The organism is Streptomyces sp. TLI_185 (assembly GCF_003814765.1).
Taxonomy (GTDB): Bacteria; Actinomycetota; Actinomycetes; order Streptomycetales; family Streptomycetaceae; genus Streptomyces.
Window position 1 is genome coordinate 561,113 of record NZ_RKRB01000001.1, and the last position, 13,459, is coordinate 574,571.

The 13,459-nt window shown below is 72.1% G+C and carries 11 protein-coding genes; 8 read left to right on the forward strand and 3 right to left on the reverse strand.

The window, feature by feature from the left end:
- Positions 1–45: 45 nt before the first annotated feature.
- Both EDD92_RS02515 and EDD92_RS02520 read right to left on the reverse strand, forming a co-directional pair.
- On the reverse strand, positions 46–1,716 hold the full coding sequence (locus EDD92_RS02515; protein WP_123962748.1) for an FAD-binding dehydrogenase: 1,671 nt from the start codon (positions 1,714–1,716) through the stop codon (positions 46–48).
- A gap of 56 nt (positions 1,717–1,772) precedes the next feature.
- A complete protein-coding gene (locus EDD92_RS02520; protein ID WP_123962750.1) occupies positions 1,773–2,399 on the reverse strand; it encodes a TetR/AcrR family transcriptional regulator in 627 nt (208 codons plus the stop codon).
- A 122-nt stretch (positions 2,400–2,521) separates the two neighbouring features.
- Between EDD92_RS02520 and EDD92_RS02525 the strand changes: the two genes are divergently transcribed.
- The 3 genes from EDD92_RS02525 (at position 2,522) to EDD92_RS02535 (ending at position 5,344) form a co-directional block, all read left to right on the forward strand.
- Positions 2,522–3,148, forward strand: coding sequence for an alpha-ketoglutarate-dependent dioxygenase AlkB (locus tag EDD92_RS02525; protein WP_123962751.1), 627 nt, complete (start codon positions 2,522–2,524; stop codon positions 3,146–3,148).
- A 172-nt stretch (positions 3,149–3,320) separates the two neighbouring features.
- On the forward strand, positions 3,321–4,067 hold the full coding sequence (locus EDD92_RS02530) for an MBL fold metallo-hydrolase (RefSeq protein WP_123962753.1): 747 nt from the start codon (positions 3,321–3,323) through the stop codon (positions 4,065–4,067).
- A 41-nt stretch (positions 4,068–4,108) separates the two neighbouring features.
- Entirely contained in the window at positions 4,109–5,344 is a 1,236-nt protein-coding gene (locus EDD92_RS02535; RefSeq protein ID WP_123962755.1) for a DUF4032 domain-containing protein, read from the forward strand.
- 1 nt (position 5,345) lies between these two features.
- On the opposite strand, the gene EDD92_RS02540 is transcribed toward EDD92_RS02535, so the two are convergent.
- Positions 5,346–6,218 carry a universal stress protein gene (locus tag EDD92_RS02540; RefSeq protein WP_123962757.1) on the reverse strand — a complete coding sequence of 291 codons (873 nt, stop codon included), beginning with the start codon at positions 6,216–6,218 and terminating at the stop codon, positions 5,346–5,348.
- A 61-nt stretch (positions 6,219–6,279) separates the two neighbouring features.
- Between EDD92_RS02540 and EDD92_RS02545 the strand changes: the two genes are divergently transcribed.
- From EDD92_RS02545 to EDD92_RS02565, 5 genes are all read left to right on the forward strand, one after another.
- Complete coding sequence (locus tag EDD92_RS02545) at positions 6,280–6,633, forward strand: VOC family protein (protein WP_123962759.1); 354 nt, start codon at positions 6,280–6,282, stop codon at positions 6,631–6,633.
- 129 nt (positions 6,634–6,762) lie between these two features.
- A complete protein-coding gene (locus EDD92_RS02550; RefSeq protein ID WP_123962761.1) occupies positions 6,763–8,439 on the forward strand; it encodes an FAD-dependent oxidoreductase in 1,677 nt (558 codons plus the stop codon).
- Positions 8,436–9,893, forward strand: coding sequence for an ATP-binding protein (locus EDD92_RS02555; RefSeq protein WP_123962763.1), 1,458 nt, complete (start codon positions 8,436–8,438; stop codon positions 9,891–9,893). The genes EDD92_RS02550 and EDD92_RS02555 overlap by 4 nt, the downstream gene beginning before the upstream one ends.
- Positions 9,890–10,240, forward strand: a complete 351-nt coding sequence (locus EDD92_RS02560) for a UBP-type zinc finger domain-containing protein (RefSeq protein ID WP_123962765.1) — start codon at positions 9,890–9,892, stop codon at positions 10,238–10,240. Before EDD92_RS02555 ends, EDD92_RS02560 begins: the two co-directional genes overlap by 4 nt.
- 204 nt (positions 10,241–10,444) lie before the next feature.
- A complete protein-coding gene (locus EDD92_RS02565; RefSeq protein WP_123970235.1) occupies positions 10,445–13,459 on the forward strand; it encodes a helix-turn-helix transcriptional regulator in 3,015 nt (1,004 codons plus the stop codon).

Sequence of the window (13,459 nt, forward strand, 5' to 3'; positions counted from 1 at the left end):
GGGGCGGTCGGGTTTCCCCGACCGCCCCTGCCGCGCGTCCGTGGCTCAGGCGGTCTGCTTCGCCGCCGCCCGTCCGGCGGCTCGCCCGGAGAAGAGGCAGCCTCCGAGGAAGGTGCCCTCCAGGGCGTTGTAGCCGTGGACGCCACCGCCGCCGAAGCCGGCGACCTCGCCGGCCGCGTAGAGACCGTCGATCGGGTTGCCGTCGGCGCCCAGGGCGCGGGAGTCGAGGTCGGTCTGGATGCCGCCGAGGGTCTTGCGGGTGAGGACGTGGAGTTTGACGCCGATGAGCGGGCCGGCCGCCGGGTCGAGGATGCGGTGCGGGGTGGCGACCCGGCCGAGGCGGTCGCCGATGTAGCGGCGGGCGTTGCGGATGCCCTGGATCTGGGAGTCCTTGCTGTAGGGGTTGGCGATCTGCCGGTCGCGGGCCTCGATCTGGCGGCGCAGGCCGTCCGCGTCGAGCAGCGGCTTGTCCGTCAACTCGTTCATCTTCGTGACGAGTTGCTCCAGGGTGGGTGCGGTCACGAAGTCGGCGCCCTTGCGCAGGAACGCCTCGACCGGGGCCGGGGCGCCCTTGCCCAGGCGGTTCTTCAGGACCGCGCCCTTGTCCTTGGCGGTGATGTCGGGGTTCTGCTCGGAGCCCGACAGCGCGAACTCCTTCTCGATGATCTTCTGGGTGAGGATGAACCAGGAGTGGTCGTGGTCCGCGATGTCCGCGGTGGTGCGCAGGTACTTGAGGGTGCCGAGGGTGTCGTAGCCCGGCAGGCAGGGGTCGGGCAGGCGGCGGCCGAGGGCGTCGAACCAGAGGGAGGACGGGCCGGGCAGGATGCGGATGCCGTGGCCGGGCCAGATCGGGTCCCAGTTCTGCAGGCCCTCGGTGTAGTGCCACATGCGGTCGCGGTTGACCAGGCGGACGCCTGCCTCGGCGCTGATGTCGAGCATGCGGCCGTCGACGTACGCGGGTACGCCGGTGACCATGTCCGTGGGCGGGGTGCCGAGCCGCTCGGGCCAGTAGCGGCGGACGATGTCGTGGTTGGCGCCGATGCCGCCGGTGGTGACGACGACGGCCTGGGCGGTGAGTTCGAAGTCGCCGATGCCGTCGCGGTTGGAGGCGACACCCCGGGGCGAGCGGTCTTCGGCGAGTACGGTGCCGCGCACTCCGCGGGCGGCGCCTCCCTCGATCACCAGCTCGTCGACCCGGTGGCGGTGGTGGAAGGTGAGCAGTCCCTCGCGTGCGGCCTGCTTGGCGTGGTCGACGAACGGCTCCACCACGCCGGTGCCCGTGCCCCAGGTGACATGGAAGCGGGGAACCGAGTTGCCGTGCCCGTCCGCCCGCAGGTCACCTCGCTCGGCCCAGCCGACCGTCGGCAGCAGTTTGATGCCGTGGCCGTCCAGCCAGGACCGCTTCTCCCCGGCCGCCCACTCGACGTAGGCGCGCGCCCAGCGCACCGCCCAGGAGTCCTCGTCGTCGACGCGGTCGAACTGCGCGCTGCCCTGCCAGTCGTTCCAGGCCAGGTCGAAGGAGTCCTTGATGCCCAGGCGGCGCTGCTCCGGGGAGTCGACGAGGAACAGCCCGCCGAAGGACCAGAACGCCTGGCCGCCGAGGTTGGCGGCGTTCTCCTGGTCGACCAGCGCGACCCTGCGGCCCCGGCTGGTGAGCTCGTGCGCGGCGACCAGGCCCGCGAGGCCCGCTCCGACGACGATGACGTCCGCATCCATGGCGAGGATTCCTTTTCTCGTTGGGGGGTCTGATTGAGGGGGCTCGTTCGGAGATCTCATCGGGAGGTGCCGCTGCCGTCGGTCAGCAGCGCGGTGAGCAGTTGCTTGAGCCAGCCGCGGGCGCTGTCGACGTCCTTGTCCAGCAGCAGTTGGGTGGTGACGCCGTCGTACGCGGCCACCACAGCGTGCGCGGCGCCGTCGATGTCGCCGAGTACGGCGGGCAGCTGGGCGAGGCCCCGCGCGCGGGCGAGCCGGTCGGCAACTGCCCGCCGCAGCCGCGACCGGTGTTCCAGCAGGGTCTCGGCGACCTGCGGATCGCGGGCGGCGTGCACCAGGAAGTCCGTCTTCACCAGGAGCCAGTCCAGGTCGAGGAGCAGTACTTCGGTGACGCGGTCGACGGCGGCGGGCACGTCCAGGTCGGGCCCGTCCAGGGCGAGGGCACCGGAGACCTGGTCCGCGATGAGGTCGGCGCGCTGCTGGTAGAGGGCGAAGAACAGCTCGTCCAGGCTGTCGAAGTTGGAGTAGAAGGCTCCCCTGCTGTAGCCGGCGGCCTCACAGACTTCCTCGATGGAGACCCGCCCGAAGCCCTTGGCGGCGAACACGGCGAAGGCGGCATCGAGGAGGTTGGCGCGTGTGCGGATCCGGCGCCTGGTCACGCGTGGGGGCGTTTCCTCCGTCGTCATCTGCGACCTCCGTTCGATACAAGAATGTATCCGATACATCGATGTATCGGAAAGTGGACCCGACGCCACTCCGATCGAGCGCGATAGGAACAGATTTTCGAATATAGGAGTACGCTGAATCTGTGACCACGCACCTCCAGGGCTCGCTCTTCGACCAGACCGACGAGTTGCGTCTCGGCTCTCTCCGCGGGATCCGCCGGACGCATCTCGGCCTCGGCGCCTGGATCGACGTCCTGCCCGGATGGCTCGGCGGCTCGGACATCCTGTTCGAACAGCTGGCCGCCGAGGTGCCCTGGCGTGCGGAGCGCCGCAAGATGTACGACCAGGTCGTGGACGTACCCCGGCTGCTCTCGTTCTACGGAGCGGACGACGCCCTCCCCCACCCCGTGCTGGACGAGGCGCGCGACGCCCTGTCCGCGCACTATGCCGACGAGTTGGGCGAGCCGTTCACCACGGCCGGGCTCTGCTACTACCGCGACGGGCGGGACAGTGTCGCCTGGCACGGCGACCGGATCGGGCGGGGCGCCCGCGAGGACACCATGGTCGCCATCCTCTCCGTGGGCGCGCCGCGCGATCTGCTGCTGCGTCCGATGCGGGGCGGCGAGAGCGTGCGGCGCCCGCTGGGGCACGGCGATCTCATCGTGATGGGCGGCTCCTGCCAGCGGACCTGGGAGCACTCCGTCCCGAAGACCACACGCGCGGCGGGACCGCGCATCAGCATCCAGTTCCGCCCGCACGGCGTGCAGTGAGGCGGAGAGGCGGCCGCTTCGGCTGCGCGCAGGGGGCTGCCTCCGGCGGACGGTGCCGGAGGCAGCCCTCACTCTCCGAGCCCGCAGATTGGCGCGGACCTGCCGCTTCCGGTCCGGGCCGGGTCTGCTTTGCTGGTGCCGTCGGGCAGGGACCTCACCACGCGGGGCAATCATGCAGGCAGACGTGCGGCAAGTCGCCGACGGCATTCACCTGGTACACGGCAGCAACACCAACTGGGTGATCCTCACCGAGGGCGACGAGATGACCCTCGTGGACACCGGCTACCTCGGAGACCGGGAGCAGTTGCTCGCGTCGCTGGCGGCGGTGGGCGGTGCACCGGAGGCGGTCGCGGCGGTGCTGATCACCCATGCGCACAACGACCATCTGGGCTCCGCCGAGTATCTGCGCTGCACCTACGGCACACCCGTGTATCTCCACGAGGCGGAAGTGCCGCACGCACGCCGGGAGTTCCTGCAGCAGGTCACCGTGGGGCAGGTCGTGAAGAACAGCTGGCGGCCCGGCGTCCTGCCCTGGTCGGTGCACGCCCTTCGCTCCGGCGGCACGGCCCATGTGCCGGTCGCCGATCCTGAGCCGTTCCCGGCGGCGGGCCCGCTGGACCTGCCGGGCCGCCCCGTGCCGGTGCACACGCCCGGCCACACCGACGGCCACGCGGCCTTCCACCTGCCCGACGCCGGGGTGCTGATCTCGGGCGACGCCCTGGCCAGCGGCCACCCCACCTCACGGATCCAGGGGCCGCAGCTGCTGCCCGACATGTTCCACCACGAGCGGGCCCGTGCCGTGGCCTCGCTGGACGTCCTGGCCGCGCTGGAGGGCGAGCTGCTGCTGCCCGGGCACGGCCCGTTGTACTGCGGTCCAGTACGTGAAGCGGCACTTCAGGCCAAGGAGCGTGCCCTCTAAGGTGAGGTGACGATCACCCGCGAGGCAAGGACACGCGAGCCATGGCACTGCAGATCAGCGCGACGAACCCGGAGCACCCCGCGCTCCTGCTGGCCCTGCCCTGGCACCTGCCCCTGGAGGAGTGGCCCGACGAATACCTCGTCCCACTGCCGCGCGGCATATCCCGGCACGTCGTGCGCTACGCCCGCGCCGGCGACGAGGTGATCGCCGTGAAGGAACTCGCCGAACGGCCCGCCCTGCGCGAGTACGAGCTGCTGCGCGACCTGGACCGGCTCGGCATCCCCGCGGTGGACCCGCTGGCCGTGGTCACCGGACGCGCCGACCAGGAGGGCGACCCGCTGGAGCCGGTGCTGATCACCCGGCACCTGCGCGGCTCACAGCCGTACCGCTCGATGTTCGAGACGACGATGCGCCCGGCCACCATGCACCGCCTCATGGACGCACTGGCCGTGCTGCTGGTGCGCCTGCACCTCGCCGGGTTCGCGTGGGGCGACTGCTCGCTGTCCAACACCCTCTTCCGGCGCGACGCGGGCGCCTACGCCGCCTACCTGGTGGACGCCGAGACCGGCGACCTGCACCCCCGGCTCAGCAGCGGGCAGCGCGACTACGACCTGGACCTCGCCCGGGTGAACATCAGCGGTGAACTCCTCGACCTGGAGGCCTCCGGGGCGCTGCACCCGTCGGTGGACCCGGTCGAGTTCGGCATGGAGATCTGCGCCCGCTACGGGGACCTGTGGCAGGAGCTGACCCGCACGTCCGTGTACCCGGCGGGCAAGTACCACTACATCGAGCGTCGGATCCGCCGCCTCAACGACCTCGGTTTCGACGTGGCCGAGATGCAGATCCAGCACTCCACCAACGGCGACACCGTCACCTTCGTGCCCAAGGTCGTCGACGCCGGCCACCACCAGCGCCAGCTGCTGCGTCTGACGGGCCTGGACGCGGAGGAGAACCAGGCACGGCGGCTGCTGAACGACCTGGAGAGCTGGATGGCCACCCAGGACGACTACGCGCCCGGCGACCCCCTCGCGGCCCGCCCCGAGGTACTGGCCCACCGGTGGGTACGGGACGTCTTCCGGCCCACCGTGCGCGCCGTGCCCCTCGAACTGCGCGGCTCGATGGACCCGGCGGAGATCTACCACGAGCTGCTCGAACACCGCTGGTACCTGTCCGAGCGGGCGCAGCACGACATAGGGCTGGACACGGCGGTCGAGGACTACATCGAGAACGTGCTGCCCAAGGCGCGCGAAACCCTGGAGCCGGTCACCCCCGAGTGACTCAGGCGTGCGGGACCACGGCCACCGGGCAGTTGGCGTGGTGCAGGACGCCGTGCGCCACCGAGCCGATGCGCGCACCGACGGCCGTGCGGTGGGCGCGCCGGCCGACGACCATCAGCTGGGCCCGCCCGGCCACCGACAACAGCACCTGGCCCGCGCTGCCCATCTCCAGATGCTCGATCACGGGCACGTCGGGGAAGCGTTCCCGCCAGGGCTCGAGTGCGGCGGCCAGTGCCTTCGTCTCGAACGGTTCGAGGCCGCCGGCCTCGTCGAGGAGGTGCATCGAGCCCGGGCTGTACGCGAACACCGGCGGCAGCGTCCATGCCCGCACCGCACGGACCGTGGCACCGCGGGCGGCCGCCGTCTCGAAGGCGAACCGCAGCGTGTCGGCGCTGTCGTCCGGTTGGCCCTGCTGGCCGACGACGACCTCACGTCCGGCGGCCTCGCCCGTCGGCTGATCACCCGCGCGCACGAGCACCAAGGGCCGTGTCGCTTCGGCGATCACCTGCTGGCCGACGGAGCCGAGCAGGAAGCCGACGACGGGCCCGTGCCCGCGTGAGCCGAGCACCAGCATCTCGGCCTCCGCGGCCGCGTCGAGCAGCGTGTCGACCGTCTCCCCCGCCACGACGTCGGTGGTGACGTCGAGGTCCGGATGGAGCGCGGTGACACTCCGGACGGCCTCGGCCAGCGCGTCCCGGACCCATCCTGCCTGTGTGTCCGGGTCCGCCGCGTCGATCGCCTCGTACGGCTGGAAGCGCCAGGCCTGCACCGCACGCAGCGCCAGCCCCCGGCGGACCGCCTCCCGGGCCGCCCAGTGCAGTGCCGCGATGCTCTCCTCGGTTCCGTCGACGCCTGCGGTGATGGGGCGGGTCATGCGGCTGCCTCCCAGTCTCGTGGTCAGGGCACTCGGACCCAGTCTTCACTACGCTCCTGCCATGGCCTTGGAATGGGAGCAAGTGAACGTCGACGCGGCCGACCCCGTCGCGCTGGGACGGTGGTGGACCGAGGCACTCGGCTGGGTCGTGGTGAACGACGCGGCCGACGAGTACGAGATCCGGCCCGAGAAGGACCGCCTGCCGGGACTGATCTTCACCCCGGTGCCGGAAGGAAAGACCATCAAGAACCGCCTCCATCTCGACTTCCGCCCCGACGACCAGGACGCCGAGGTGGCCCGGCTGCTGGCACTGGGCGCGCGGCACGCGGACGTCGGACAGGGTGAGCAGCCGTGGGTGGTGCTGGCCGACCCCGAGGGGAACGAGTTCTGCGTGCTCTCGTCGAGGCGCCGCTGAACGGGGGCCGCGCCGTATACCGGAGCGAAGCAGGACGATCGAACATACGATGGGCGGGAGCCGGCGTGGTGACTGCCTTTGCGACAGGGCTCGCCGGCCGTCAGTCCGACCACTCGGGGTGGGAGACGTATGGCACAGGCGTCCGACGCAGCGCGGACCGTCATCATGACCGTCGACGACGATCCGGGAGTCTCCCGGGCCGTCGCCCGTGATCTGCGGCGGCGCTACGGCGAGTCGTACCGGATCGTGCGCGCGGAGTCCGGCGAGTCCGCGCTGGACGCGCTGCGGGAGCTGAAGCTGCGCGGCGACCTGGTGGCCGTGATCCTGGCCGACTACCGCATGCCGCAGATGAACGGCATCGAGTTCCTGGAGCAGGCCCTGGATGTGTATCCGGGTGCCCGGCGGGTGCTGCTGACCGCGTACGCGGACACCAGCGCGGCCATCGACGCGATCAACGTCGTCGACCTGGACCACTATCTGCTCAAGCCCTGGGACCCGCCGGAGGAGAAGCTCTACCCCGTCCTGGACGACCTGCTGGAGGCGTGGCGCTGCAGCGACTTCCGGCCGGTGCCCAGCACCAAGGTGGTCGGGCACCGCTGGTCGGCGCGTTCCTCGGACGTACGGGAGTTCCTGGCCCGCAACCAGGTGCCCTACCGCTGGTACTCGGCGGACGAACCCGAGGGGCAGCGGCTGCTGGCGGCGGCCGGGCAGGACGGGCAGCGGCTGCCGCTCGTGATCACCCCGGACGGGACGCCGCTGGTCGAGCCGGAGGCGCCCGAGCTGGCCGCGCGGGTGGGGCTGGCGACCACGCCGGCCGAGGACTTCTACGACCTCGTCGTCATCGGCGGCGGGCCCGCCGGGCTCGGGGCCGCGGTGTACGGGGCCTCGGAGGGGCTGCGGACCGTGCTCGTGGAGCGGTCGGCGACCGGCGGGCAGGCGGGGCAGAGCTCGCGGATCGAGAACTACCTGGGCTTCCCGGACGGCGTGTCCGGGGCGCAGCTGACCGATCGGGCGCGGCGGCAGGCGGCGAAGTTCGGCGCCGAGATCCTCACCGCGCGCCAGGTGACGGGACTCGAGGTCAACGGGGCCGCGCGGACCGTGCGGTTCTCCGACGGCTCGGCGGTCGCCGCACACAGCGTGATCCTGGCGACCGGCGTGTCGTACCGGCAGCTGGACGCGCCGGGCTGCAACGACCTGACCGGCTGCGGGGTGTTCTACGGCTCGGCGCTGACCGAGGCGGCGTCCTGCCAGGGCCACGACGTGTACATCGTCGGCGGCGCCAACTCGGCCGGGCAGGCGGCGATGTACCTGTCCCGGGGCGCCAAGTCGGTGACGCTGCTGGTGCGCGGGGCGGACCTGTCCGCGTCGATGTCGTACTACCTGATCCAGCAGATCAACGAGGCTCCGAACATCTCGGTGCGCGCCCGCACGGTCGTCGAGTCCGCGCACGGCTCCGGCCGGCTGGAGCAGCTCACCCTGCGCGACACGGAGACCGGCGAGACCGAACTCGTCGACGCCCAGTGGATGTTCGTGTTCATCGGCGCGGCACCGCTGACCGACTGGCTCGACGGCACGGTGCTGCGCGACGAGCACGGGTTCATCCTGGCCGGGCCCGACCTGACCCCGGACGGGCGGCCGCCTGCGGAGTGGGAGCTGGACCGGCCGCCGTACCACCTGGAGACCAACATTCCCGGCGTGTTCGTGGCGGGCGATGCCCGCGCCGAGTCCGCGAAACGGGTCGCGTCCGCCGTCGGAGAGGGAGCCATGGCCGTGATGCTCGTCCACCGGTATCTGGAGCAGTCGTGAGCGGGCAGGTCATGCCCTGCAGCCCGCAGGAGATCGGTTCGCTGTTCCTGTTCGAGAAGCTCACCCCGGAGCAGTTGGGGCGGCTGTGCAGCGAGGGGCGGGTGGAGCGGTTCGAGGCAGGGCCCGTGTACACCGAGGGCGAGCCCGCCACCTGCTTCTTCGTGATGATCGAGGGCACGGTCGTGCTGTCCCGCCGGGTCGGCGGTGACGACGTCGAGGTGACGCGCACCTCGCAGCCCGGCGTGTACTCGGGGGCCATGCAGGCGTATCTCGGCGACCGGGTCCGGCAGGGCTACAACAACTCGATGCGCGTCACGGAGCCGACGCGGTTCTTCGTGCTGCCCGCCGACACGTTCGCTGCCATCATGCAGGAGTGGTTCCCGATGGCGGTGCATCTGCTGGAGGGGCTGTTCTTCGGTACGAAGAGCACCCAGCGGGCCATCGGGCAGCGGGAACGGCTGCTGGCGCTGGGCTCGTTGTCCGCCGGGCTCACCCATGAGCTCAACAACCCGGCGGCGGCGGCCGTGCGGGCCACCGCGACGCTGCGCGAGCGGGTCGCGAAGATGCGGCACAAGCTGGGCGTCATCTCCGCAGGCCCGTATCCGCGCGAGGCCCTGGCGAACCTCATCGAGGTCCAGGAGCGCACCGCCGAACTCGTCGCCAAGGCACCGACGTTGAGCCCGCTGGAGGCCTCGGACCGGGAGGACGCCCTCACCGACTGGCTCGACGACCACGGCATCCCGGACGGCTGGCGGCTCGCGCCCACGTTCGTGCAGGCCGGTCTTGACGTCGACTGGCTGGACCAGGTCGCGGCGGAGGTGGACCCGGAGATCCTGCCCGGGGCGATCGGCTGGCTCAACTACACGGTCGAGACCGAGCTGTTGATGGACGAGATCGAGGACTCCACGACGCGTATCTCGCACCTGGTCGATGCGGCCAAGCAGTACTCGCAGCTCGACCGGGCCCCGTACCAGAACGCCGACGTCCACGAACTCCTCGACAGCACGCTGCTGATGCTGTCGGGCAAGATCGGCCCGCGGATCGAGGTCGTCAAGGACTACGACCGCACCCTGCCGAAGATCCCGGCCTACCCGGCCGAGCTCAACCAGGTGTGGACCAACCTCATCGACAACGCGGTCCACGCCATCAACAGCGCAGGCGGGGAGGGCACGTTGACGGTGCGGACGGCTCTCGATCACGACCGGCTGCTGGTGGAGTTCCGCGACACCGGGCCCGGCGTGCCGCAGGAGATCCGCGGCCGTATCTTCGACCCGTTCTTCACCACCAAGCCGGTGGGCGAGGGCACCGGGCTGGGTCTGGACATCTCCTGGCGGATCGTCGTCAACAAGCACCACGGCACCCTCCAGGTGGAGTCCGAGCCCGGGGACACCCGCTTCCAGGTCCTGCTCCCCCTGACCGCGACGGACGACGACACACCGGAGGAGCCCGCATGACCAGTGCCAACGGCATCGACCCCGCCGTCCCCCCGAGCGGCAACGGGTGCGTCGAGTGCGACGCGGCCGGCGGCTGGTGGTTCCATCTGCGACGCTGCGCGCAGTGCGGGCACATCGGCTGTTGCGACGACTCGCCCGCCAAGCACGCCAGCGCCCACTACCGGGACACCGGCCACCCGGTGATCCGCAGTTTCGAGCCGGGTGAGGGCTGGTTCTGGGACTTCGACACCAACGAGCTGTACGAGTCCGGGCCCGACCTCGCTCCCCCGGTGAGCCATCCCACGGACCAGCCGGCGCCGGGCCCTGCCGGGCGGGTGCCGGAGGATTGGGCTCGGGAGCTGCGGTGATGGCCTAAGGGGTTGGGACGGACTGTGCTGCGACGGGTGCGGGCTGTCTGTGGCTTGTCGCGCAGTTCCCCGCGCCCCTGAAGGGCCGTTGCAGCGCCCCTGTTACAGAAGCACGTCAGTGCCGCGTGCCAGGATGGATCCGTGCCGTAGACCATATCTACTCAGGATTGCCTCGCGATGCCCGCACCAATCACCCCCGCCGACATGCCTTCCGGCCGGGGGCCCGGGGGTTGTCCCCCGGGAAATCGCAGTACCACGCCGCTGATCGGCCGGGACGAGGAGATCGCCCGGCTCGCCGGGATGCTGGAGCGTGCCCGGGGCGGGGAGGCCCGGGCCGTGCTGCTCGCCGGGGACGCCGGGGTGGGCAAGACGCGGGTGCTGGACGAGGTCGCGGGGCGGGCCGCCCGGGCCGGGATGACGGTCCTCACCGGTCACTGCGTCGACCTCGGTGACGTCGGGCTGCCGTATCTGCCGTTCACCGAGGTCCTGGGCGCGCTGGCGGCCGACGAGCGGTTCGCGGACGTGCTGGCCGCGCATCCGGTGGTGGACCGGCTGCGGGGTGCGGGCACGGACGCGGCGCGGGACGAGGGGGGTCCCCCCACACGTTCGGACAGTGGCGGAGGGCGGCTGCGGCTGTTCGAGGGCATGGCGGGGCTGCTGGCCGACCTGTCGGAGATCGCTCCGCTGCTGCTGGTCCTGGAGGACCTGCACTGGGCCGACCAGTCCTCCCGGGATCTTCTGCGCTTCCTGCTCAGCCGCGGCATCCTGCAGCGACCGGCCGGAGGTGCGCCCACGCACCGGCTGGCGGTGTTCGCCTCCTACCGGGCGGACGACCTGCACCGCCGGCATCCCCTGCGCCCGCTCCTGGCCGAGCTGGTACGGCTGCCGGCCGTGGAGCGGCTGGAGCTGCGGCCCATGGCGGATGCCGAGGTGACCCGGCTGGTGCGCGCGCTGCAGGAGCGCCCGCTGCCGGAGGCCACGGTCCGCGGGATCGTCGAGCGCGCCGAGGGCAACGCCTTCTACGCGGAGGAGCTGCTCGCGGCCACAGGCACGGAGGCGGGCGGCGTCCCCAGCGGCTTGGCCGACGTCCTCCTCATCCGCATCGAGCAGCTGTCCGACACCGCCCAGCAGGTGCTGCGCACCGCCGCGGTCGCCGGGCGGCGCGTGGAGCACGACCTGCTGCGCGAGGCGGTCGGGCTGCCCGAGGACGAGCTGGAGGCGGCCCTGCGCGAGGCCATCGGCCGCCAGCTCCTGGTCCCCGGCGACGCCGACACCTACGCCTTCCGGCACGCCCTGGCCCGGGAGGCGGTCTACGCGGATCTGCTGCCCGGCGAACGGTCCCGGCTGCACGGCGCGTTCGCCCGGCTGCTCGCGGGACGCGGGCACCCCGCCGAGAGCGCCGCCGAGCGCGCCCATCACTACCGCGAGAGCCATGACCTGGCCGAGGCGCTCGCCGCCTCCCTGGAGGCGGCCGGGCACGCCGACCGGGTGGGCGCGCCCGCCGAGGAGCTGCGGCACCTGGAGACCGCCCTCGACCTGTGGGTGTCGGTGGACCCGGCGGCCCGGCCCTCGGGCGACGGCATCGACCGGGTGACGCTCACACTGCGCGCCTCGGCGGCGGCCGCGCACGCCGGTGAGTCGCACCGGGCGGTGTCCCTCACCCGGGCCGCGCTCGCCGGCATCGGCCAGGACGCGGACTCCGAACTCGCCGCCCGGGTCCGGTACACGCTGGCGGGCAATCTGATGAGCGTCGACAGTCTGACGGCCGCGTTCGCCTACAGCAGCGAGGCACTCGCCATGATCCCCGCCGAGCCGCCGACCCGGACCTGGGTGTGGGCGGCGGCCACGCATGTCATGGCGGCCCGCCACATCGGGGATGACGAGACGGCGGTGCGGGTCGCTCACGAGGCCCTGCGGATCGCCGAGCAGCTGGGTGTCGCGGACGCGCAGGCCGACCTGCTCATCTCACTGGCGATCCTGGAGGGCGGCGGCCGGCGCACCGTCGAGGGCCGTGAGCGGCTGAAGGAGGCCCGGGAGCTGGCCCGGCGGGCGGGGAACGCCCCGGTGGAGATGCGCGCCCTGTTCAACCTCGCCGTCGGCTGCTTCGAGGCGGGTGACCTCGAGGGCTGTCTGCCGTGGGTGACCGAGGGTCTGGAGCGCGCCCGCCGGGCCGGGCTGCTGTCGTCGCCGTATCCGCTGGAGATGCGCTATCTGCATCTGCTGGTGCTGTACACGCTGGGCCGCTGGGACGAGTGTGTACGGGCCGGGGCGGCGGACGCGGCCGTGCTGCCCTCGGCGGGCGGGTATGCGTTGGGACCCGCCCTGTATGTGGCGCTGGCCCGTGGGGATCTGGGTGCCGTCGAGCGGGCGCGGGTCCTGCTGGAGGGGCCCTTCGACTGGATGGCCACGCTGGTTGCGGGCATCGCGCTGACCGAGGCGGCCGTGCTGCGTGGCGAGCCGCAGGCGGCGGTGGAGCGTACCCGGGCGACGGTCGGCGCGCTGACCGACGACGCGGGCCGCCGTCCCAGCGCCACGGTGCGGTTCGCGGCGCTCGCCCTGTCGGCGGTGGCCGACGCGGCCATGGAACTGCGCTCGTCCGGTGGCGAGTGGCACCGCTGGAAGGACACCGCGGACGAACTGGTCGAGCTCGCCCGGCAGACGGCCCTGCACGGCGAGGACGGCACCCCGCAGGGGCCCGAGGGGATGGCCTGGCTGGCTCGCGCCGAGGCGGAGTGGCTGCGCGCGGTGTCGGGGCCGGACGCGGGCGCCTGGGAGAAGGCAGTGACCGCGTTCGGCTTCGGGGACGTGTACGAGCGGGTCCGCTGTCAAGTGCGGTTCGCCGAGGCCCTGTTGGCGGCAGAGCGGCGTGAGGAGGCAGCCGTGCAGGCCCGCGAGGCCAGAGCGGTGGCCGAGCGGCTCGGCGCGGCGCCCCTGCTGGAGCGGATCGACGGTCTGATACGCCGCGGCCGTCTCGCCACCGCCCCGTCGGACGGGGAGCGCCCCTCGCCGCTGACCGCCCGGGAGCAGGACGTGCTGCGGCTCCTTGCCCGCGGCCGCAGCAACCGGCAGATCGGCGAGGAGCTCTTCATCACCGGCAAGACGGCGAGCGTCCACGTCTCCAACATCCTGGCCAAGCTGGGTGCTTCGAGCCGTACGGAGGCGGTGGCGATCGCCTACCGGCAGGGGCTGATCGCACCGGAGCCGACGGCATCGGGATGA

Coding starts and splice junctions, on each gene's coding strand:
- EDD92_RS02565 (WP_123970235.1), top strand. CDS start 10,445: ATGCCTTCCGGCCGGGGGCCCGGGGGTTGTCCCCCGGGAAATCGCAGT.
- EDD92_RS02515 (WP_123962748.1), bottom strand. CDS start 1,716: ATGGATGCGGACGTCATCGTCGTCGGAGCGGGCCTCGCGGGCCTGGTC.
- EDD92_RS02535 (WP_123962755.1), top strand. CDS start 4,109: ATGGCACTGCAGATCAGCGCGACGAACCCGGAGCACCCCGCGCTCCTG.
- EDD92_RS02560 (WP_123962765.1), top strand. CDS start 9,890: ATGACCAGTGCCAACGGCATCGACCCCGCCGTCCCCCCGAGCGGCAAC.
- EDD92_RS02540 (WP_123962757.1), bottom strand. CDS start 6,218: ATGACCCGCCCCATCACCGCAGGCGTCGACGGAACCGAGGAGAGCATC.
- EDD92_RS02545 (WP_123962759.1), top strand. CDS start 6,280: ATGGCCTTGGAATGGGAGCAAGTGAACGTCGACGCGGCCGACCCCGTC.
- EDD92_RS02530 (WP_123962753.1), top strand. CDS start 3,321: ATGCAGGCAGACGTGCGGCAAGTCGCCGACGGCATTCACCTGGTACAC.
- EDD92_RS02520 (WP_123962750.1), bottom strand. CDS start 2,399: ATGACGACGGAGGAAACGCCCCCACGCGTGACCAGGCGCCGGATCCGC.
- EDD92_RS02550 (WP_123962761.1), top strand. CDS start 6,763: ATGGCACAGGCGTCCGACGCAGCGCGGACCGTCATCATGACCGTCGAC.